This window comes from Acinetobacter sp. YH12252, from assembly GCF_013417365.1.
GTDB lineage: Bacteria > Pseudomonadota > Gammaproteobacteria > Pseudomonadales > Moraxellaceae > Acinetobacter > Acinetobacter towneri.
On record NZ_VPEA01000002.1, the window covers coordinates 104161 to 125087 of the forward strand.

Here is a 20927-nt window from a genome sequence, read left to right on the forward strand (position 1 = left end):
CCGCAATTCGTAGTTTAGGACAGTGGTATGCAAAGCTTGTTATGGCGAAGTTTAGTGGTGATCTTTGTCCTCCTTGGCTTTATTGGTGCATTGTTGCCGGGTATGCCTACTACAGTTTTTTTGATTTTAGCAGCTTGGGCATCGTCACGCGGTTGGCCGCAAATGGACAACTGGTTACTGAATCATCCTAAATATGGCAGTACACTCAGAGATTGGCGCGCCAATGGTACTGTACCGCGTAAAGCCAAATGGTTTGCAACGATCATGATGAGTATTAGTGCCGTGATCATGCTGTTCACAACTGCGCCCGTTGCGGTCAAAATTTTTACCAATACCACCATGTTGGTGGTGTGTATTTGGTTGTGGTTACGTCCTGAACCACAGCCGCCCACGAAAGAAGAAGAATAGGGTAGCGCAATGTCTTTTTTATACACACAAGCAGATATTTTGATTGATTTAGCCGAGCAAACTTTATATTTGCCGAAGCATCAGAAACTCTACGTCATCTCGAGTGGTGTGAATGGCATTGGTGAAACTGAAAATAGTGGTAAAACACCACGTGGCTGGCATGAAGTCGCTTTAAAATTTGGTGAAAATGAACCTGAAAATGCAGTATTTATTGCGCGTCAACCGACAGGTGAAATTTACAATTTAGATTTAGCTGAACAATTTCCTGAACGGGACTGGATTTTAAGCCGCATTTTATGGCTCAGTGGTTTGCAAGAAGGTTTTAATCAAGGCATTGGCTGCGATACTTTTCAGCGCTATATCTATATACATGGCACACCAGACACAGAACCGATGGGCATTCCTGCATCGCATGGCTGTATTCGGATGCGTAACCACGATATTTTAGAATTGTTTGAACTGATTCCAGAAAAAGCCTTGGTTTATATTTCTGAACACAAGCTAGATTTAAATAGCTTAGGGTTGCTTGGTTGATGGTGCGTTGATGGTGCGAGTCAATTGAATAAAGTTGTATTCATCGCAACATAAAAAACCAATACATTGAGCAGGTAGAGTGCAACGCTAACAAGTTGAAAAGCACATTAATTTTGCTTGAAAACTAAAATAACTTGCAGAATTTGTTTGTTTTTATAGCTGATCACCTATTTTTTAATCACTCAGTCACAAAAAACTGAAAACAAGCCGAAAAGCGTTTGACAGGCGGTAAAGATTCTCTATAATGCACCTCACAAACGATAAAGACGTTAAGGGCGCTTAGCTCAGTTGGTAGAGCGTCTGCCTTACAAGCAGAATGTCGGCGGTTCGATCCCGTCAGCGCCCACCAAGCCTTTACGTTATAGATTCTTACGTGCAGCGGTAGTTCAGTTGGTTAGAATACCGGCCTGTCACGCCGGGGGTCGCGGGTTCGAGCCCCGTCCGCTGCGCCACTTAAGATTCTTTAAACATTGTTTGTACCACAATAGTGACTTTGTGTAAGTGCAGCGGTAGTTCAGTTGGTTAGAATACCGGCCTGTCACGCCGGGGGTCGCGGGTTCGAGCCCCGTCCGCTGCGCCATTTACATAAAATTGCTTTTGAGGGCGCTTAGCTCAGTTGGTAGAGCGTCTGCCTTACAAGCAGAATGTCGGCGGTTCGATCCCGTCAGCGCCCACCAGATTCTTTTGCGATGCAGCGGTAGTTCAGTTGGTTAGAATACCGGCCTGTCACGCCGGGGGTCGCGGGTTCGAGCCCCGTCCGCTGCGCCATTCAAAAGAAAAGTTTAGGTTGCCTGATAGACTTAAACTGAAATGATGCAAAGTTTGACAGTTTTGCAAAATCAGAACAAAATATTGTTTTGATCTTATCAGGGCGCTTAGCTCAGTTGGTAGAGCGTCTGCCTTACAAGCAGAATGTCGGCGGTTCGATCCCGTCAGCGCCCACCATATTTTAGTATTTATGCTTGGCATACATACAAAAAAGACCTTAATTGCTTACGCAATTACCGTTGCAGCGGTAGTTCAGTTGGTTAGAATACCGGCCTGTCACGCCGGGGGTCGCGGGTTCGAGCCCCGTCCGCTGCGCCATTTTTCATTCCCTGATGTGAAAAATGTATTTCAAAGTTCAAGACGACGTTCTTTGCTTGTCTTGCATCATAAAAAATAACGATGTTATTTTTTAATCTTCAGGGCGCTTAGCTCAGTTGGTAGAGCGTCTGCCTTACAAGCAGAATGTCGGCGGTTCGATCCCGTCAGCGCCCACCATATCCTTTCATCCTCATTTATCTTATATTACTTGCGTATTGCAATAAATTCGCCTAAAATTTTTATTTAATAATAATACTAATATCCGTGACTTATGCGAAATCCTTATCAACGTAAAGCTGCATCTAAGCAAGCAACGCAAACTTATAATGCACAAGATATTTACAAGCAATTTATTGAGACCATTGTGTCTCAGGGGCATGTTTTTGCATTGTATGAAGATGGCTGGGCGCTCTGTGCCACGCCTACAGGGCAACGTGCTTTTGCAATGTGGCAAAATAAAAGTCTGGCAAAACTGTTAATTAAAGACAATTGGGCCAATTATCAAGTCGAAGAAATTTCACTGAAAGATTTTATTGAAAAAGTGATTCCATTTTTACGTCAGGAAGCCACCAATATTTCGATGAATCTAAGCCCAGAAGGGCAGAATGTATTGGTTGCCCCTGAAAAGTTATTGCTTGATCTAAAAAATTATTTGTATCAGGTGTATATGCAAAAACCCGAATTTTTTAAAGATATGCAAATTCCTTTACCACGCTCGATACGTTTGAATTAAGCGATCTGCTTGCTAGATTTTATTTTTAATACTCATTCAGCAGCCAACCACTGATATAAGCAAAATACTCGCGTAACCATGCGTTATAGCGGGTATAGAGTGGTGTCGTTGCACTGAGCATGCTGAACTGTGTGTATCCTTGTCGTTTGGCAATGGCTGCTGCACGTGGTGTGTGAAAGTCGCTGGTGACAATTATAATCGGTTGGGTTTTATCTGTGCCTAATGTATGCAGCAAGGGCTGACTGTTTTTCAAATTAAATGCCGTACTGGTGCTTTGGGTTTCCAAGATAATGTGTGATGCTGCAATTGCATAACGTTGTTGCAAATAATTAGACATCACCTGTGCTTCAGTGAGTTGTTCCGCAAATGCAGGGCCACCACTAACAATGAAATAACTTTGAGGATGCTCCAAGGCATACGCGGCTGCAGTATCCAGTCGTTTGGCGAGCGTGGGCGATGGTTGTCCATTTTCAATGCCACTGCCGAGTACAATCACCACTTTAGCATTGTTGGTTACAGTATTTTGCTGCTGTGTACTGAAATGAATATAAGTAAAAAAGATCAGCAGGCTGATGCACCACAGCCAAAATACGCCCCAACCGAATTTCCACAGCCAATCTAAGCGTGTATGTTGTTTTAAGTAGCTTTGAATCCAAGTATAGAAAATGGCATAACACAGCAGCATCATGCCTATTAAAACAGGTAAAACGGTGCCGAAATGAATTTTCTTTAAGCTGATGAGATAGGCACCATCCAATACTAAAATTAATCCAATTAGGCTACTCAATATTCTTTTAAATAGACTAAATTGTGTTTGTACGTGACTTGCTTGCATGCCTTGCATAATTTTATTGTACTGTGATGCTGTACAAACAGTATAGCCGAAGCTGCTGAAAAATTTTGCCTCAACTGAATTATGTTTCGGCTGAGGCTATGGATAAAACTTGGGTGAATTGCCAAGTTTTAGCTATAGAGCTACAGCGCAAGCCATTTAAAAAGTGTCAACAAATCCTAATACACATCTCGGCGATAACGTCCTTGCTGACGTAATTGTTCCAGTTGAGTCTCACCCAAAATATCTTTTAAGGCTTGGTCGACATCACTGGCCATGCCTTGAATGCTACCGCAGACATAAATCACGGCATTTTGTTCAATCCAGCGTTTTAATTCTTCAGCCTGTTCGCGTAACTTATGGTGTACATAGACTTTTTCGGCTTGATCACGGGAAAAGGCCAAATCAAGGCGTTGTAGCATACCTGTGCTTTGCCAAGCCTCGATGGTGTGCTGATAAAAGTAATCGTGCGCTTGCTGACGTTCACCAAAAAACAACCAGTTTTGGGTGTAATTCAGGCGGGTACGTGCATGCAATAAGCTCATTAATCCTGCAAGCCCTGTACCGTTGCCAATACAAATAATTGGGCGGTCATCATCAATTAAATGGAAAGATGGATTATTGCGAATGCGTAATGCGATATTTTGCCCAAGTGCAGCATGTGCAGTTAACCAACCTGAACCTAAGCCAAGCTCGCCTTGAGCATCGAATTTTTGACGCACCACAAGTCTTAAAACCTGTTGTGAAGGAATACTGGCAATTGAATATTCACGACTAGGCAAGGGTGAAAGTTGTGCCAATAATTCATCCGCAGTTTTAAATGTCTGAATTGGCGCGGTGAGGTCTTTATCTGCCAAAGCCTGTACTAAGGTTTGCTGACCATCAGCAAGAATTGTATTGGCATCGAGTTGATGCTGTTTTAAAAAGGCGTGAATCCGTGCAGTGCTGTTTTCAGGCTGAATTTCTGCAATATCACCTGCAGACCAATGCACATCATGTTGTGCTAACAGTTCAATATTGAAGGCGGGTGCGCCTAAACTGTTGGGATTTAGCAAGTCACGTTGCTGTAAGGTCCATGTATCAAAAGTTTTTTCGATATGCATACTTGGTAAGTCAAGTTGTGTGACCTGTACCAAAGCCTGATTCCAACGCTGTATGTCTGCAGGATTGGCATTATTTACTTCAATGGTATTGAACAAGGCATGTGCTTGATTACGTTGCAGCCATGCAGCAATCGTATGTCCAAAACGGCAGTAATGATCTGCATATTCACGTGAACCTAAAGCCAGTACTGCATAACGCAAATGACTCAGGTCACAGGTTTGCGGTAGGATTTTTTTCACAAAACTTGAGGTCAAATCGGGTGCATCACCTGTGCCATAAGTGCTAGCAATACATAACAGTTGGGTGGTGTTTTTAAGATCTTCAAGGCTGAGATGTTGCAGGGCTTTGACTGTGACAGGCTGATGTGCTTCTTGCAGACTAGTAGCGGTGCGCCATGCCAATTGTTCGGCAGTACCTGTTTGGCTGGCATAGACAATGAGCCAGTGTGCAGCATTTGGGTCGATCTGAAATTGAGTCTGGTTTTGACGTGCAGCAAGAGTCAAACGCTTTTGTTTACGACGTTTTAAATACAACATCCAACCTGTGACGAAAAACAGCGGCATCATCAATGCAGAAAGCATGGCTAAAAATTGATAAACAGGCCCAAAGAAACTACCGCGATGCACAGGCAGCATACTGCTCATGATTTTTTCATTAAGCCGTTTGTCTACATATAATTCAAGTTGAGTAATACGTGCTTGTTGATAATCAAAAGTTGCGTTATTGCGGGCACGTTCATGTTGTGGAATGACATCGACAAAGTTAATTTCAATTTCACTATTGGCAGGTTTAGGCACATTAAAAGTGATGCTGGAATAATCCTGTCCCAATTGCTGCGGGAAATGCTGCCATGCCTGAGTCAATGCAAGATTGATTTGTGCCTGATCCAGTGTATTTTGTTTGGCTGGTTTTGTGGTATTTGGGCGATGTTCCGCAGTCTGCATTTGCGCAGCTTGATGGAGTGCTTGAGCATTTGGATTTACAGTTTTATTGCGTCCATCTGCTTGCAATTGCGCTTGTGGTCTTTCCACACCCATGACTTTAAACATGCCATTGCGCCACCACTCATACGACCAATACAGTCCTGTGCATGCCAAAACTAGATAGAAAATCACGACCCACGTGCCCACTACGGCATGTAAGTCCCAAATAAAATTACGTCCTTTTAATTGAGGTTTGAGCGCAAACCATTGTTTAAATGAATGGCGTTTCGGCCAGCGTAGGTAAATGCCACTTAACACAAAGAACAACAACATGAGGGTACATGCGGCTGTAATTTGTTTACCAATAGGCCCTACGGTTAAGTTGCGGTGTAATTGCTGAATAAACTGGAAAAATTCACGTCCCCGAATTTCAGGCAACACTGCTGCCGAGTAAGGATTAATCAGGATATTTTGTCCACGTTTTGCACCTTCTTTCGCAATATTGATGGTTGAAGATGCAGCTGGGTCTTTTGCAACGGTGATGCTATTAATTTTATAGTCAGGTTGGGTACGCTGAAAATGTTGATAAATTTCTGCAGGGCTTAGTTTGGCTTTCTGCTCAACTTGTACCTGATAACTGTTCGGATTCATCCATTTTAGAATTTCTTGTTCGTAGGAATAAATCGCACCTGTCACGCCCATGAGTGACAAGATCAGTCCTGCAGTAATACCAAGGAACCAGTGAATTTGGAAAAAGGCTTTCTTCAGCATAAGCGTTGGTTGTTGAGTATGAATTGTGATGCAGAATAATGCAGAGATGAAGTTAATGCAAATGCTATTTATTCTCATTATCGTTCATTGTTTTAATTTTAAGCAAAAAAAACCTCCATCACAGGGGATAGAGGTTTATTTTTAAATAGGGATATTTAGATTTGCTTGGCTTCGCCTGCAGCTTCAGTCAAATGCTTGCGAATGGTGTTGAACGAAAAGTTCTTGCTGTCCATACGCTTAGGCAGAATATAAGCACCTTGCTGACCTTTTACTTTGAAGTTCATCAAGATAAACTCAGGGGTATTGTACCATTCATACACATCTTTCCAGCCAATTGCACCCACGCCTTCTTGAGCGCCCATTTGCTGACGCATCACGATACCGTGCGGCTGTACGCCTAAACGAATCCCTTTAATTTCTTGAACAGGAAATTCATTCATTTTTCGCTTAACGTACCATTCCAAGCCGTATTTACGCACGAGCAGGTAGAGCACCACACAGACAATGGCAACCCAGCAGAAAATTGTCGAATAATTTTTTAATAGCAGAATGCCTAAAATGGAAAGGGCAACAATCACACCCATAATAATCCATGCTTTCATGCCAATTTTATTGGTACTGCGCCAAATTACCAGTTGTGCGTGACGTTGTTCTTCTTCAGAAACTTCGTAGATCACAGGCTGTAGGGTATAGGCGTATAAACTTTTCGCGGTCATAGTGAAACTAACAAATTTAAAACTATAAAAAGTTTAGCATTAATTGCTGTCATGCAGTGAGTATATTGTCGCAAAATCATGCTAAGGTCGGTGAATACTTGTGCAGCTTAGGGCGAATAAGTAGGCACTGACCGTTTGCAGGATTGTTTATAAAGACGCCAGTTCAGTTGCGTCCTGATCATGTTCGTGGCTTAAACTTTGTTTTAAGCGACTTAATTGTTGCAAGATACTCATCATCAAAGATAATTGCTGCAAAATAATTAATGATTTTTGATCTTCTTCTTTGTTTTGGCTTAAACGCTGACGAATGGTTTGCAACATGTTGTGTGCACTTAAATCTGGCGTTTCATCTTTCAGTAAAGCACCTTGAATATCGTCCATTGCTTGATCGAGCAGTTGCAAGACTTCCTGATCGTCAATTTTGTCACGATGCGCACCAAGTGCAGCAATATAGCTAATAAAGGTGTGATTTAGACACAAGAACTCAAAGGCTTGAGCTTTTTGATTGGGGTCAAAATCAGGTTCGGTGGCGAGTGTTGAAATCAGTGAAGCAACTTCTGCATCGGTATTATGAGCAGCACGGCGCACGACACGATAATTCAAACCGTTGTTGCGTCCATTTTTATATTGCTCAATCACTTCTGCCAAATAGCCACATTGCGCGGTGAGTGAGCGGCGAATCGTGCGTGATAAACGACGGAATTTCCAATCGGGGAAGATAAAACTCACGCCAAACCATGCTAGCGCACAACCAATTAAGGTATCGACCATACGTGGCACAGCTGCGGCATAGCCCAAACCTTCTAGGTTAAAATTCATCAGCGCCAAAATGGTCATAAAGGCAGTGGCTTGTGCATATTGTTTACTGCGCAATTCAAAGAACAACATGCCACTAATCACTAAAACCAGTAATTGCCCTTCAACGGACGGTACAAAATATAAAATGGTGTAGCCGACTACAATCCCTGCTAACGTCCCAATAATACGCAAACGTAAACGCCGTTTGGTGGTGTTAAAGTTAGGCTGCATCACAAACAGGGCGGTCAGTAAAATCCAGTAGCCATATTGAATGTTGGTGACTTGCACAAAAATATAGCCAATCAACAGCACAATCGACAAACGAATGGCGTGGCGGAACAAAACCGATTCGGGGGTTAAATGCTGCTTAATCCGAATGACAATATCATCCCAACTTTTTAAGTCGTCATCTTTCAGTTGTTGTTCAATATGTTTTGATTTATCCAGTTTAATATTGCGTTCGGTTTCAAGGTTACGCAATTGAGCATCAATAGATTTCAGGTTTTGGTATAGGGCAAACAATGCATTAATCCAGACTTGGTCATATTGCTGTTCACTGCGCAGTTTTTCTAAAGACTGTTTAAGATTTTCAAAAGCATGTTTAAAACGCTTGTTATGCACATAAGGTTTACGGTGCAAAATGCTTTCGCTTAAATCTTTACAGGCTTTGCCCTGAATCGACAAAATGCGTTGGAAACGAAATAAAATATCGCTGTGCTGAAATATTTTCGCCAGTTTTTGATAATCAATATGTGCAGAGTCGGCACGTTCGTGAATGTCTTGTGCGACAAAGTAATACTGTAAGCTACGTCGGGTATCTTTTTGCCCGCGGTCACCTTTTAAACGGGTCAGTAAAGCGGTTTTTAAGTCGTTAAAAATCGCAATTAATTTGCCATTTTCAAGTGATAAATCAATGATACTTTGTTGATAACTCGGTGCAGTCATATCCACATCAAATAGATTTGATTTGGCAAATAAAAAATCACCCAAAGAAGAATAACTGAGTGAAAGTTTGTCTTGTAAGGCACGAACAGGGAACAGTAAAAAGCTGATGGTCGAAATTAAGCCGTACCAAATTGCGCCCGAAACCAAAAGCAGCGGCTGCATGTACCAGTCATCAAATAGGTTGACGCCAAGCATGGAATAGACTGACACCACCAAACAGCCATAAGAAATGGTGGCATAACGTCGTCCGAGCGAACCGAGCAAAATTAAGACAATACACGACAGGATTAAGCCTGTAGCAAATAAAATAGGATGCGGAAATAAAAACTGAATTGATGTGGCGGTAACAAAGAAACCAATATAGGTATAGAGCTGATTGACAATACGCACCGAAAAACGGTCATCAATATCACTCAAACCTGCGGCAAGCACACCTAAAGTTAAAGGAATAGTGGCAAGCTGCATCCCCATAAAATAGGGAACAAAAGCAGTTCCCGCAAATGCAATGAGCATGCGGATGTTATACATAAATGTGGTGTTATAGGTCGCTTGTTTGAGCTTTATCAGCCAAGGTTTCAACATCATTCCTTTAAGTAAACTTTTCTGTCTAAACAGAGATTTATGCTGCAAGATGAAGGTTTGCGTACATTGTAACTGTAGATGAGATGTTTAGAGTGCCTAATATGTGAAAATTCATCTTTGATCACAACAAATCATACTATGGAGCGTGTAAGCTTGTCTGTACATCTGTCATTTCATCATAAAATATGAGCATATCGAAAACGCTGCCAAGTTCAAGCAGTACGCCACCATCTAGGCAACAACCCAACATGCGGCAATATTCGACTGCGTGGATTTTATTGTTGGCGTTATTGACTTCGCTTGGACCTTTATCGATTGATATGTATTTGCCTGCCTTGCCCGTTATGGCAAGCGAGTTTGGCGTATCGACCCAAATGGTCGCAAACAGTTTGCCTGCCTACTTTTTAGGTTTGGCATTGGGTCAACTGATTTACGGGCCGCTGAGTGATCGGATTGGACGTAAGCCGCCTTTATATTTTGGCTTGGCACTATTTTCACTCGCCAGTATGTTGTGTGTGTTTGCACAAAATGAATGGGGACTGATTGCTGCACGTATTTTGCAGGCTTTGGGTGGCTGTGTGGGTGTGGTAATTGCACGAGCAGCTATTCGTGATCGCTTGGATTTGCAAACATCCGCTCAAGCTTTTTCGAGCATGATGATTGTGATGACCATTGCGCCCATTATTGCACCTACGCTGGGTGCATGGGTACTTAGATGGATGAATTGGCAAGCTATTTTTGTAGTGCTGACCTGCGTTGGAATTATTTGCTGTTTATGTGTGCACTTCTTTTTTAAAGAAACTTTGGCGAAAGAGCGTCGTTTAAATTTGAACTTTCAGCAAGTACTGACCTTATATTTTGCCATTTTAAAAGATCGTGATTTTCGTTTTCCAATGTTGGCAGGCTGTCTGACTGGTGGGGCATTGTTTTGCTATATCAGCGGTTCAAGTGCAGTCATGATGGATCAATATGGCTTGAGTGAAACAGCTTTTGCTTATGTGTTTGGTGCCAATGCGATTGGTATTATGCTGTTTTCGACCCTGAATAAAAAAATCAGTGGCAAATTGGGTGTGTTACAACGCTTAAAATTGGGCAGCATGATTCAACTGAGTGGTGCGGTCATTCTACTGCTTGCAGGTAGTTTGGGGTATGCACCTTTGGCATTGGTGATGATCGGTTTATTTCTTGCCGTGTCTGGGATTGGTTTTACAGGCCCGAATGCCATGGCACTAGCTATGGCAAAACAAGGCGCACGTGCAGGAACAGCCAGTGCGGTCATGGGCAGTGTGCAATTCTTTTGTGGCTTGATTGGTGGAGTGTTACTCAACTTTTTAACAGGCAGTGCTTTGCTGAATATGGCTGTATTAATGCTGCTATTTATTGGGTTTGGGATGTTTGCCGTTTTTCATATTTTGCAACCTCAATCAGATTGAGTTGGGGTCAATACTTTTTCAAATGGTGATTTTTTTCGAAAAAATCGGGCTTTTTAACAGAACTGAAATATATACAATAGTCTAATGGTGGTGTAAATACTTGAATAATCAACCTATTTAAGGTGTTGAATTTTATATGGTTTAATTGTTTGAATCTGTAATTATGATTAATTGTGATTTCTTATTCGGGAAAACTGATTTTAATAAACGTCATAACTTGATAGATTGAAGCCTGTAATAAATGACACAAATTGTAATATTTTAAATATTTGGGTGTCTTGGACTATTTGGCAAAAGTGTTTTGATTTTTAAGCCATTTTTATAATTCGATGTGAAATCGATAGATGACGAACAAAATCATCATGCACGGATGCAGCGTTGTTTTATTTTGGAGAGATAAATGAGTCAATTACTCAACGGTCAGTTTATGATCAAAGGTTTAGCTATTGCCGTTACAACTTTAATGGTAAGTACTGCACACGCAGCAAAAACTGAGCAACAACAAATTCAAGAACTTCGTCAAGAAGTTGAAGCGTTAAAATCGTTAATTCAGCAACAACAGCAAGTACAACAACAGCAGCAAACTCAAATTGCCCAAGTACAACAGGCGAAGCCTACTGCTGCACCTGTAAGTGTATTAAGCAGCTTAAAGTCTAAATCTGGTGCAGATGTTTCTATTTATGGTTTTGTACGTGGTGATGCAAACTATATTATTAAAGGTGCGGATAATGACTTTAACTCAGCACATACAAGTAATGAAGAAGCAAGTGACAAATTACGTGCTACAGCAAAAGTAACCCGTTTAGGTTTAGACTTTAATACACCTGTTGGTGACAATAAAGTAGGCGGTAAAGTTGAGGTTGACTTTGCAAGTGCGGCAGAGAATTTACGTATTCGCCATGCTTATTTGACTTTAAATAACTGGTTATTTGGTCAAACGACTTCAAGCTTTGCTTCAGTACATGCGCCAGAAATGATTGACTTTAGTACGAACATTGGTGGATCAGGTGGTACTGCACGTGTGCCACAAATACGTTATAGCCAAAAATTAGCGCCTGCAACAGAATTATTTGTTTCGGCTGAAGAAGGGAATAGTTCAGCTACAGATAGTGATGTAACTTATCGTGCCCCAGTGTTAACAGCAAAAGTGACTCAAGGTTTTGCTGATGGTAAAGGTTTAGCTTCTGCACGTGCATTGGTTGAACATTACAAATCAGAAGCGGCAAATGATGATAAAACTGGTTGGGGTGCTGCTGTAGGTACGAATTATCAAGTTGCAGAACCTTTAAAAGTATCTGCAGACGTATCATATGTAAAAGGTAACAGCAATTACTTATATGGTAATAACACAGCATTTGTAGTTGATGGTAATAGCATTGAGCAAAATGAAACGATTGGTGTACAAGTGGGTGCAACCTATAAGTTCTCACCACAACTACGTTCAACTTTAGCCTACGGTGCTTTATTTGCGGATGATGGTACAGACTATGCGCGTATAAATGATGATGCTAATGAGAAAGTACAACAAGCGTGGATTAACTTTATCTATTCACCTGTAAAACCAGTCGATTTAGGTATTGAATATATCAATGGTGAGCGTGAAACTTTCAAAGGTCAAAAATTCAGTGATGACCGTGTAGGCTTTATGGCACGTTATAGCTTCTAAGTTTCAGTACTTTTAGCGAAAACAAAAAACAGAGCTTAATATTAAGCTCTGTTTTTTTATGATTTAAATTTATGAAATTAATTCAATAACTTAAATTTTATTCACTTTTATAAAATGCTGTAACTTTCACTTATAGCTTAAAACAATCATTAAAATTTATAGAAAAAATGTAGAAAATAGCAGCTTTTTGTCAAAAAAAATGCATAATGATCGACCTTTAATCTTGCTGTTTTTTATCAAGTGGTTGAATATCTTTATCGGAAGGTATTTATCCACCTCAGATATTTTGGAGCTTATATGAGATTACCTCTCAGTGTTAAGCCGATTCAGTTGTTTGCACTCGAAGTCACCCCGAAAGTGAAAATGCTGTCTTTTGTCTTTCTTTTCTTCTGTTCTAGGCAAACGCAGATGATAACGCTTGAGTGAAACCAAAGGATGGGTTGGCTGAGCGAAATGCATACCTCTTAAACTTCGGTCAAATACGATACTGTTTACATACTTTGTATTGCGGCATTTTTTAGTTGATTTAGAGTCATAATGATGCAAATGCTTTGGTTTGCATTGACAGCTCTTCATCATATTAAAAATAATCTGCAATCACTATATGGATATTGCCATGGAATTTACTTTTAATGCGTTTTATACGCTGATTGCTGCGGTCATCGTCCTGCTCTTAGGGCGACTTTTAGTCAATAAAATTGATTTTTTAAAACGCTATAATATTCCTGAACCTGTTGCAGGTGGTTTGGTTGCCGCTATTGTTTCATTGTTGGTGAATCAATTTTGGGGTTATAGCATTACCACCAGTAGCGCATTGCAAACTAGCTTTATGCTTATTTTCTTCGCCTCGATTGGTTTAAGCGCGAACTTCACAAAATTGCGTCAGGGCGGAATCGGTTTAATTATTTTCTTGATTGCAATTTCCACATTTATTGTGTTGCAAAACATTGTCGGCATTAGTCTTGCAACATTGTTAGGTATTGATCCACTAATTGGTTTAATTGCAGGATCGATTACTTTAACTGGCGGTCATGGTACAGCAGGTGCGTGGGGTGAAATTTTAGAAACCCAATATGGTATTCAAGGTGCTTTGGCACTGGGCATGGCAAGTGCGACCTTTGGTTTAATTATTGGTGGTTTAATTGGTGGTCCACTGGCTAAAACTTTAATCAATCGTCATCAATTGGCTGTACCACGTACCGACGAACAAATTGAAAAACGCGATAATACGCCTGCGGATCAAGATTCCAATGAGTTTATTCCATTTGAATATCCGCATCAGGTTCGTTTAATTACAGCAGATAATGCAATTACTACTTTAGGTTTATTTGCAGCGTGTTTGGCATTTGCCGAATTTATGACAGGCGTTGCCAAAGGCACGATGTTTGAATTGCCAACTTTCGTTTGGGCATTGGCGGGCGGTGTGATTCTGCGTAATGTCTTAGAAAGTATTTTTAAAGTCAATATTTTTGACCGTGCGATTGATGTGTTTGGGAATGCATCTTTATCGTTATATTTGGCGATGGCGTTGTTGTCACTCAAATTATGGCAATTGGCCGATTTGGCAGGTCCTTTAATGGTGATTTTAGGTGCGCAAACGCTCACAATGGCGTTGTATGCTGCTTTTGTGACCTTCCGTATTATGGGGAAAAACTACGATGCAGCCGTGTTGGCAGCAGGACACTGTGGTTTTGGGATGGGGGCAACGCCAACAGCAGTAGCCAATATGCAGGCCATTACCAATATGTATGGTCCATCTTATAAAGCGTTCTTGATTGTGCCGCTGTGTGGTGCATTCTTTGTCGATTTAATTAACGTTGCGGTGATTCAATCTATTCTAAAATTCTTTGGTGGCTAAGCTCCAAAGCATGAAGGATTGATTTAATCATCCACAAAAAATGTCAGTTCAATTGAACTGGCATTTTATTTGATCTGTAGCATTTTTAATTTAAGCCATGAAATGCAAGAATGCTGTATAGACCAGAAAACTACCAATTAAACTGAGCCAAATAGGTAGTTTGGATTTTAATAATCCAATCACCAAAACAATAAACAGCAGATCAACAATACTCAAAATATAACGCTGTGCCATTTCGAGCACCATATACAGAAGCAATCCGACTACCGCTGCATTAATCCCTGTTACTGCATGACGAATAGAGGCTTGCTGCATTAACCAAGACCAATAAGGCAAGGTCGCAAATACCAAAAAGAAAGACGGCAGAAAAATCGCCAACGTGGCTAAAGTCGCATTCAGCAGCATAGATTCTGTCATTGGAATCAAACTGCCCAAATATGTTGCAAAGCTGAACAGTGGACCAGGTACCAATTGCGCCATGGCATAACCCAAATCGAACTGTTCTGCACTGACTAAGCCTGTGCTAACAAAATCTTGATGCAATAAAGGCAAAATGACATGCCCACCGCCAAAGACCAAAGATGCGGCTTGATAGAAACTTAAATTAGCTGCATAGAGTAAATGAGGTTGTAGCCAGTTTAGACCTGACAGCACAATAAAGGGTGCAACAAATAGTACCGCCCAAAATACAGCATAACGACGATGTTTGAGTAAATGTGCCGCAGTAAAATGCGTATCTGTCGCCCGTGTATTGGTGGATGATGGTGCAGCAGTCGGTGCTGCGCGTTTCGCCATCCAAATGCCAAAACAAGCTGCAATCAGAATCACTAAAACTTGATTGAAGCTCAAGGGCATCAGATAAATAAATAGGGCAGAAGCAAACATTAAGGCATATTGCCAAACCGTTTTACAAAAACTACGCAACATTTGCCAAAATGCCCAAGCTACCACGGCCAATACGATCAGTTGAATACTGTGAAAGCTATTTGACGACAGTACATCTAAATATTGATGTCCCAAAACTGCAACCAAAGCCATAAACAACGCTGAAGGTAGGGTGAAACCCAACCAAGCTAGGACTGCACCCCAATAGCCTTTTTGCAAATAACCAATCGCTAACCCCACCTGACTACTAGTTGGGCCAGGTAAGAGTTGTGCAAGTGCGACAATTTGTGAATACTGGGATTCATCTAGCCATTTGAGTTGTTGCACAAAACGCTGATGGAAAAACACCAAATGCGCTGCAGGCCCACCAAAAGACAGACAGCCTAATTGCAGAAAAATCCAGAATAATAAGGAATAAGAAGGTGTTGGCATATAATTTTAGACAGATTCGACTTGTGCGCCACTGTAGTGGCTAGACGTGACAGTTTAACGAATTACTACAAGGATCGGTTAAAATAATAGATAGACTATGGGCGGTCATGCAAGGCGAAACAAATAGCATCAGTGGCATGGTTAAGATGGTTGCTGTATCAAGTTAGCTGATCAACCTTGTCACGATTGGCGGTGAAATATCGACTGAAACCTATGGATTCAAGAAGGTCATTATGAAAATTGGGTATGTATCTCTTACAGCATTATTGATGGTGGGATGTCAGGCAGTGCCATCACAGCAGCAATTTTCGACTCAAACTTTACTTGAGTCGCAGCCCGTGGTTGAAGCAGAGTCACGCCTGAATCAAATTGATTTTCGTCAGTTAAAACAACAAAAAAAACGTCCAATTGTTGCATTGGTTTTGGGCAGTGGTGGTGCTCGTGGTTATGCACATATTGGAGTAATTGAAGTACTTGAGCAGTACGGTATTCATCCTGATTTTATTGTGGGCAGCAGCGCAGGCAGCATTGTCGGTTCAATTTATGCCAGTGGTAAAAATGCACAGCAATTACGTGAAATTGCCATGAATATGAAAGCCAATGATGTGCGGGATGTGACTTTAGATTTAAAAGGCTTTTTTGATGGTAAAAAAGTTGAAAATTATGTCAATGCACAAGTCGATCAACTCCGTTTGGAGCAATTTAAAATCCCGATGTACGTGGTGGCGACTGAATTAAAAGAAGGCAAAAAAGTTGTATTTAATTATGGCAATACGGGTCAAGCGGTGCGTGCGTCAGTGTCTATCCCAAGTATGTTTGTACCTACTAAAATTGCAGAACATGAATATGTCGATGGTGGTTTAGTGAGCCCTGTACCTGTCAAGGTTGCACGCGATTTAGGGGCAGATATTGTGATTGCCGTGAATATTTTGGCGCAGCCTATTCATACTGAAACCAGTAATGTGTGGGGATTGTTTAACCAAAATATTAATATTATGCAAAAGCATTTGGCCAATGAAGAATTGAAACTGGCAGATGTGGTCATTCAACCCGATTTACGTGAAAAAGCCCATATTTTTGATGTGAAAGGGCGCGAAGCGACCATGTTGGCAGGCGCAGAAGCAACTGCAGCGCAATTAAATAAAATTGATCAGGTCTATCAACAGCATCATTATGCGCATGGGCATAGAATTGTAGACTATAAAGTGAGTAATACTTTTGGGCTTTATGGACAGTTTAAATAGCTGTCCAGATCCTTCATTTAGGTCAATTCAATGAAATCAACAGATTTAACTTAAGTCTAATTAGGTGCTTGATAAAAATAACTTTAATGTTAGATTGCTTAGATTTATTCTTTGTAAGTATTTGATATTATAGTTTAAAAATAAAGATACCATAAAGATATCTAAATACTGAGATGAGGTATTTAGACTTAAAATCAATTTTTTAGCGTGTTCTTTCGCACCGTTTCCATTTATTCTATGTAGCATTTACTGAATTCGTTTTTTAAGCAGTTTACCAATTGAACATGCTTCCAAGACAGCCTAACTTTTGTGCTTCAGGACTTTAAAACTTTATAAAAAATCGAGGGGATACTTCATGCACGGCTTTGAAATTGGACAGCAGGTGAAACTTGCCACTATGGAGCAAGTTATTTTTACAGTGACGATGATTAATCCAGATGGTTCTTATGTGATTGAAGCTGCACTGAGTACCGAACAAACTTTGACTTATAGCAATGTGTCGCAGGAAATGCTGCGCTTGGTTTAAATGTCGCAGCGAAGTTTGAAAATTTACGGGGAAATTGAACTTTTTTTCGTGTAAATTCGCCGAAATTTGCTTGAATAATCCATTGAATAAAAGATTTTAGATTGTTTTTTGAACACTTGAATCAGGGGGATTCACGTAATATTCAATTTGAACAAATATTCTAAAAAATCAGAAATGGATTAAAAAATAACAGCTTGGGAGTCTTAGTCTTTAGTCTTATAATTTTAAATAAATGTTATCATAAACAATATAAATAATAATGATGCAGTTGTTGCCGAAATGAACATTCAAACTTTTATAAACGCGATATAATAATAGGCTCATATCTTACTGTCTTTAAAAGAGTCTAGAGAACGCGATGTCACCATTAGATCAAATTGCCCCAGTGTTAGATGACCAGTCAGAATTAACCATGACCGTGTTAATGACACCCGACATGGCAAATTTCTCAGGGAATGTACATGGTGGAACAATTTTAAAACTATTAGACCAAGTGGCGTATGCATGTGCGAGCCGCTATTCTGGTAGTTATGTGGTGACCCTTTCGGTTGATAAAGTGAACTTTAAAGAGCCGATTCATGTGGGTGAATTGGTGACTTTCCTTGCTAGTGTGAACCATGTCGGTCGTACTTCAATGGAAATTGGGATTCGTGTAGAAGCACAAAATATTCAAAAGCGTACAGTGCGCCATACCAACAGCTGTTACTTCACTATGGTTGCAGTCGATGAAAATGGTAAACCAAAACAAATCCCTGCGTTGAAATTAGACAATGACTGGAAGCGTTGCCGTTTTGAAGCAGCAGAGCAGCGTAAAGTAGCACGTTTGCAAGAAAATCATCATCCATCTTGCAGCATTTATAAGAAAACTGAACAAAACTAAATTTTCATCAAATTTAGCTGAAAACCTGTTTGCAATTGTAGACAGGTTTTTTTGTGCCTATTTTTTAATTTTGTCCAAGGCAATATTGATTAGTTATGCAGATAAAAAAAACTGAGTAAACCGAGAGAGTGGCGGAAAACTCAGTTTTTGTATTCGATTTACATTTTTAAATGTATCTAAGTTTTAAGGCTGTTGCGTCGATGCAGCAGGGGTTTCAGTGCTTGCTTCAGATGCAGGTTGTGCAGCAGCTTGTTCTGAAGCTGGTTCAGCCACAGTTTCCTGCGTTGAAACAACCACTTTTTCCTGTTCTGTTGCTGTCGATTCAGCCTGTGCTGCAAAAGTAGTTGCAGTGGCAAAAGCAAAAGTTGAAGCGAGTAAAATTTGTGTCAATTTCATGGTTTGGCATCCTTATTTAAAGTTTTTCATGAGTAGTAGGGAGTGCTCAGCACAAGCATTAAGTAAAAAAACTTATTGCGGCTAAAGTGTTCAAGTCAGTCATCACCTGATTTGAACGGGCTGAACAGGAACTCATGCTAAAGAGCCAAAGCTATGGGATCAATGCTTGCAACAAAGCAAAACAATGACGGTTACTTGAACCGCACAATGATGATGAATAGGTCGTAGTTTGGTAATTTTTGTTTTAAATATGCAGTCAAATCCAATCAAAATGGCTGTGTTTTCCGCAATAAAATTGCGTGGTTGGCAATAAAACATAACATCAAGCGGCTAAAACTCGTGTATTTCCCCAAATAAGTTGCAGATCATCACGTAATAAATGTAAGCGAATTTTTCAAATCATGATGGTGATAGATGTGCTGAAATGAATAAATTTCAGTGTGTTTAGATTCAGATTGAACTAATCGCTAAACTTGCTTAGCATGCTTGAGTTGTTTGAAATTCAATAAAGTGAGCTTATTTTGAAATTAATTGCACCACAAAAAGCAGTCCCGACGCATATTATTTCTGGTTTTCTCGGTGCAGGAAAAACCACCTTATTGAAACAGTTACTCAGCCAAAAACCAGAACATGAAGTTTGGGCGGTGCTGATGAATGAATTTGGACAAATCGGGGTCGATCAACAACTCTTACCTCAGCAACAGGGTTATCAAGTCAAAGAATTATTGGGCGGTTGCTTATGTTGTAGCAGCCAATTGCCTATGCAAATTGCTTTGTCGCGTTTATTGTCCGAAGCGAAGCCTGACCGTTTATTCATCGAGCCGACAGGTTTGGGGCATCCTGCGCAACTCTTGGAACAACTGACCGAACCACATTGGCATACGCATTTATCGATGCGCGCCTTGGTGACGGTAGTAGATGGTTCGCGTTTGCATGATCAGGCGTGGACGCAGCAAAACCTGTATGCCGATCAGCTCAAAGCTGCACAAATTATTGTGGTGTCACATGCAGACCAAATGCAGGCGGCAGATGAGCAAGCCCTCATACAACTACAACAGGAATATCAAGCCTACGCGCAAAAATGGTTGAAAGCAGAACAGGGTCATCTGGCTTTGACCGAAATGGATATACCGTATGTCGGTACACAGCGTAAAATTCAGCCGTTGCTAAAATTGCAACAGAAGGTCAGCTCTACAAATCTGCAAGAGTCTGCAGAAATCAAACAATTGCCATATCACTATGTCGAAACTGCACAAGGATATGCAGTCGCAGGTTGGAAATTGCCTAAACGTTGGCAATTCGACTTTTATCCCTTATTAGATTTACTCTGTGAACAGCAAGATTGGCTGCGTATTAAAGGAATTTTTTATACCAATCAGGGTTGGAAAAGTTTCAACTTCAATCCGCAGCAATTTAATTATCAATCTACCGATGAAGGCATAGACAATCGGTTGGAAATTATTTATCAAAGCGAGCGTGATTGGGAAAAATTTGAGGCTGAACTATTGGCGTATCGGGTCGATGCTGCTGCGGTTCTAGACTGAAATCTATACGTTATCGGGCAAACGATAAAGCAAAATCCCAGAAAATCCATTATGCTTAGCGGCAAATTTGAACATGGTTTTAGGAATAGACAATGGCGCTGAAAGCGACAATTTATAAGGCAGATTTGAACATTGCCAATATGGATGTGCATCAATACGGTGACTATCAGCTCACCATGGCATTGCATCCTTCTGAAACTATTGAGCGTTTGATGGTGCGTATTTTGGCATTCGCACGTTATGCAGATGAAGCTTTGGAATTTACCAAAGATTTGTTTGAAACCGATGAGCCTGCTTTGTGGGAAAAAGACTTAACAGGGCAGTTAATTAAGTGGATTGAAGTTGGTTGCCCAGATGAAGACAAAGTCAAAAAAGCCAGTTCGCGTTGTAAGCAAGTTGCGATTATTGCTTATGGTTCATCGGTAGATGAATGGTACAAACGTAACAGTAAAATCAAAACTTTAAATAATGTTGAAGTGTGGCAACTATCGCCAGCGAGTACCGAAGCCGTTCAAGCTTTATGCGAACGTACCATGCAATTGCAGTTGAATGTAATGGATGGCGAATGGACATTGATTGGCGATCAGGCACAGGCTCAGATTGAGTGGACACAGTTGCAATAACACTTGCA

General features: G+C 40.7%; 17 protein-coding genes and 8 tRNA genes. 19 read left to right on the forward strand and 6 right to left on the reverse strand.

Going from position 1 to position 20927, the window contains the following annotated elements; genetic code table 11:
- Nucleotides 1-27: 27 nt before the first annotated feature.
- The 11 genes from FTV28_RS02910 (at nt 28) to FTV28_RS02960 (ending at nt 2761) form a co-directional block, all read left to right on the forward strand.
- Nucleotides 28-408, forward strand: a complete 381-nt coding sequence (locus tag FTV28_RS02910; protein WP_179989387.1) for a YbaN family protein — start codon at nt 28-30, stop codon at nt 406-408.
- Nucleotides 409-417: 9 nt separating this feature from the next.
- Nucleotides 418-942, forward strand: a complete 525-nt coding sequence (gene elsL / locus FTV28_RS02915; protein WP_131261501.1) for a cell wall-recycling L,D-carboxypeptidase ElsL — start codon at nt 418-420, stop codon at nt 940-942.
- A gap of 273 nt (nt 943-1215) precedes the next feature.
- Nucleotides 1216-1291, forward strand: a tRNA-Val gene (locus FTV28_RS02920).
- A gap of 26 nt (nt 1292-1317) precedes the next feature.
- Nucleotides 1318-1394 (forward strand) — tRNA-Asp (locus FTV28_RS02925).
- Nucleotides 1395-1445: 51 nt separating this feature from the next.
- A tRNA-Asp gene (locus tag FTV28_RS02930) sits at nt 1446-1522 on the forward strand.
- A gap of 21 nt (nt 1523-1543) precedes the next feature.
- A tRNA-Val gene (locus FTV28_RS02935) sits at nt 1544-1619 on the forward strand.
- Nucleotides 1620-1633: 14 nt separating this feature from the next.
- Nucleotides 1634-1710 (forward strand) — tRNA-Asp (locus FTV28_RS02940).
- A gap of 101 nt (nt 1711-1811) precedes the next feature.
- Nucleotides 1812-1887 (forward strand) — tRNA-Val (locus tag FTV28_RS02945).
- A gap of 64 nt (nt 1888-1951) precedes the next feature.
- A tRNA-Asp gene (locus tag FTV28_RS02950) sits at nt 1952-2028 on the forward strand.
- 101 nt (nt 2029-2129) lie between these two features.
- Nucleotides 2130-2205 (forward strand) — tRNA-Val (locus tag FTV28_RS02955).
- A 94-nt stretch (nt 2206-2299) separates the two neighbouring features.
- A complete protein-coding gene (locus FTV28_RS02960) occupies nt 2300-2761 on the forward strand; it encodes a DUF2750 domain-containing protein (RefSeq protein WP_004977378.1) in 462 nt (153 codons plus the stop codon).
- Between the two features lie 25 nt (nt 2762-2786).
- Here FTV28_RS02960 and FTV28_RS02965 read toward each other — a convergent pair whose 3' ends face one another.
- From FTV28_RS02965 to yccS, 4 genes are all read right to left on the reverse strand, one after another.
- Complete coding sequence (locus FTV28_RS02965) at nt 2787-3605, reverse strand: YdcF family protein (RefSeq protein ID WP_154320468.1); 819 nt, start codon at nt 3603-3605, stop codon at nt 2787-2789.
- 167 nt (nt 3606-3772) lie between these two features.
- Nucleotides 3773-6391: a sulfite reductase flavoprotein subunit alpha gene (locus FTV28_RS02970; protein WP_179989455.1), complete on the reverse strand. Its 2619-nt coding sequence runs from the start codon at nt 6389-6391 to the stop codon at nt 3773-3775.
- Between the two features lie 155 nt (nt 6392-6546).
- The gene (locus FTV28_RS02975) at nt 6547-7107 is read right to left on the reverse strand and encodes a YcxB family protein (RefSeq protein WP_004977388.1); all 561 of its coding nucleotides are present in this window, start codon (nt 7105-7107) and stop codon (nt 6547-6549) included.
- 147 nt (nt 7108-7254) lie between these two features.
- Nucleotides 7255-9429, reverse strand: coding sequence for a YccS family putative transporter (gene yccS, locus FTV28_RS02980; RefSeq protein ID WP_131261543.1), 2175 nt, complete (start codon nt 9427-9429; stop codon nt 7255-7257).
- A 251-nt stretch (nt 9430-9680) separates the two neighbouring features.
- On the opposite strand from yccS, the gene FTV28_RS02985 reads away from it, so the two are divergent.
- The 3 genes from FTV28_RS02985 (at nt 9681) to gltS (ending at nt 14389) form a co-directional block, all read left to right on the forward strand.
- Entirely contained in the window at nt 9681-10865 is a 1185-nt protein-coding gene (locus FTV28_RS02985; RefSeq protein ID WP_004977393.1) for a multidrug effflux MFS transporter, read from the forward strand.
- Between the two features lie 400 nt (nt 10866-11265).
- Nucleotides 11266-12531 carry a DcaP family trimeric outer membrane transporter gene (locus tag FTV28_RS02990; protein ID WP_179989388.1) on the forward strand — a complete coding sequence of 422 codons (1266 nt, stop codon included), beginning with the start codon at nt 11266-11268 and terminating at the stop codon, nt 12529-12531.
- A 616-nt stretch (nt 12532-13147) separates the two neighbouring features.
- Nucleotides 13148-14389: a sodium/glutamate symporter gene (gltS, locus tag FTV28_RS02995; protein WP_179989389.1), complete on the forward strand. Its 1242-nt coding sequence runs from the start codon at nt 13148-13150 to the stop codon at nt 14387-14389.
- A gap of 90 nt (nt 14390-14479) precedes the next feature.
- Here the strand turns inward: gltS and chrA are convergent, their stop codons facing one another.
- Complete coding sequence (gene chrA, locus FTV28_RS03000) at nt 14480-15706, reverse strand: chromate efflux transporter (protein WP_179989390.1); 1227 nt, start codon at nt 15704-15706, stop codon at nt 14480-14482.
- A 269-nt stretch (nt 15707-15975) separates the two neighbouring features.
- On the opposite strand from chrA, the gene FTV28_RS03005 reads away from it, so the two are divergent.
- The 3 genes from FTV28_RS03005 (at nt 15976) to FTV28_RS03015 (ending at nt 18356) form a co-directional block, all read left to right on the forward strand.
- A complete protein-coding gene (locus tag FTV28_RS03005; RefSeq protein ID WP_179989456.1) occupies nt 15976-16950 on the forward strand; it encodes a patatin-like phospholipase family protein in 975 nt (324 codons plus the stop codon).
- Between the two features lie 355 nt (nt 16951-17305).
- Entirely contained in the window at nt 17306-17476 is a 171-nt protein-coding gene (locus FTV28_RS03010) for a hypothetical protein (protein WP_004977313.1), read from the forward strand.
- 358 nt (nt 17477-17834) lie between these two features.
- Nucleotides 17835-18356 carry an acyl-CoA thioesterase gene (locus tag FTV28_RS03015; RefSeq protein ID WP_004977311.1) on the forward strand — a complete coding sequence of 174 codons (522 nt, stop codon included), beginning with the start codon at nt 17835-17837 and terminating at the stop codon, nt 18354-18356.
- 183 nt (nt 18357-18539) lie between these two features.
- Here the strand turns inward: FTV28_RS03015 and FTV28_RS03020 are convergent, their stop codons facing one another.
- Nucleotides 18540-18752 (reverse strand): hypothetical protein, encoded by a 213-nt coding sequence (locus tag FTV28_RS03020; RefSeq protein ID WP_179989391.1) that lies wholly within the window; start codon nt 18750-18752, stop codon nt 18540-18542.
- Between the two features lie 521 nt (nt 18753-19273).
- Here FTV28_RS03020 and FTV28_RS03025 point away from each other — a divergent pair.
- Together FTV28_RS03025 and FTV28_RS03030 are read left to right on the forward strand one after the other, a co-directional pair.
- Nucleotides 19274-20296, forward strand: coding sequence for a GTP-binding protein (locus FTV28_RS03025; RefSeq protein ID WP_096901474.1), 1023 nt, complete (start codon nt 19274-19276; stop codon nt 20294-20296).
- A 92-nt stretch (nt 20297-20388) separates the two neighbouring features.
- The gene (locus tag FTV28_RS03030; RefSeq protein ID WP_004977306.1) at nt 20389-20919 is read left to right on the forward strand and encodes a YaeQ family protein; all 531 of its coding nucleotides are present in this window, start codon (nt 20389-20391) and stop codon (nt 20917-20919) included.
- Nucleotides 20920-20927 lie beyond the last annotated feature (8 nt).

What these genes read in the sequence shown, in the direction of transcription:
- FTV28_RS02910 (WP_179989387.1), top strand. Translation starts at nt 28, where the DNA reads ATGCAAAGCTTGTTATGGCGAAGTTTAGTGGTGATCTTTGTCCTCCTT.
- elsL (WP_131261501.1), top strand. Translation starts at nt 418, where the DNA reads ATGTCTTTTTTATACACACAAGCAGATATTTTGATTGATTTAGCCGAG.
- FTV28_RS02960 (WP_004977378.1), top strand. Translation starts at nt 2,300, where the DNA reads ATGCGAAATCCTTATCAACGTAAAGCTGCATCTAAGCAAGCAACGCAA.
- FTV28_RS02965 (WP_154320468.1), bottom strand. Translation starts at nt 3,605, where the DNA reads ATGCAAGGCATGCAAGCAAGTCACGTACAAACACAATTTAGTCTATTT.
- FTV28_RS02970 (WP_179989455.1), bottom strand. Translation starts at nt 6,391, where the DNA reads ATGCTGAAGAAAGCCTTTTTCCAAATTCACTGGTTCCTTGGTATTACT.
- FTV28_RS02975 (WP_004977388.1), bottom strand. Translation starts at nt 7,107, where the DNA reads ATGACCGCGAAAAGTTTATACGCCTATACCCTACAGCCTGTGATCTAC.
- FTV28_RS02985 (WP_004977393.1), top strand. Translation starts at nt 9,681, where the DNA reads ATGCGGCAATATTCGACTGCGTGGATTTTATTGTTGGCGTTATTGACT.
- FTV28_RS02990 (WP_179989388.1), top strand. Translation starts at nt 11,266, where the DNA reads ATGAGTCAATTACTCAACGGTCAGTTTATGATCAAAGGTTTAGCTATT.
- gltS (WP_179989389.1), top strand. Translation starts at nt 13,148, where the DNA reads ATGGAATTTACTTTTAATGCGTTTTATACGCTGATTGCTGCGGTCATC.
- chrA (WP_179989390.1), bottom strand. Translation starts at nt 15,706, where the DNA reads ATGCCAACACCTTCTTATTCCTTATTATTCTGGATTTTTCTGCAATTA.
- FTV28_RS03005 (WP_179989456.1), top strand. Translation starts at nt 15,976, where the DNA reads ATGGTGGGATGTCAGGCAGTGCCATCACAGCAGCAATTTTCGACTCAA.
- FTV28_RS03010 (WP_004977313.1), top strand. Translation starts at nt 17,306, where the DNA reads ATGCACGGCTTTGAAATTGGACAGCAGGTGAAACTTGCCACTATGGAG.
- FTV28_RS03015 (WP_004977311.1), top strand. Translation starts at nt 17,835, where the DNA reads ATGTCACCATTAGATCAAATTGCCCCAGTGTTAGATGACCAGTCAGAA.
- FTV28_RS03020 (WP_179989391.1), bottom strand. Translation starts at nt 18,752, where the DNA reads ATGAAATTGACACAAATTTTACTCGCTTCAACTTTTGCTTTTGCCACT.
- FTV28_RS03030 (WP_004977306.1), top strand. Translation starts at nt 20,389, where the DNA reads ATGGCGCTGAAAGCGACAATTTATAAGGCAGATTTGAACATTGCCAAT.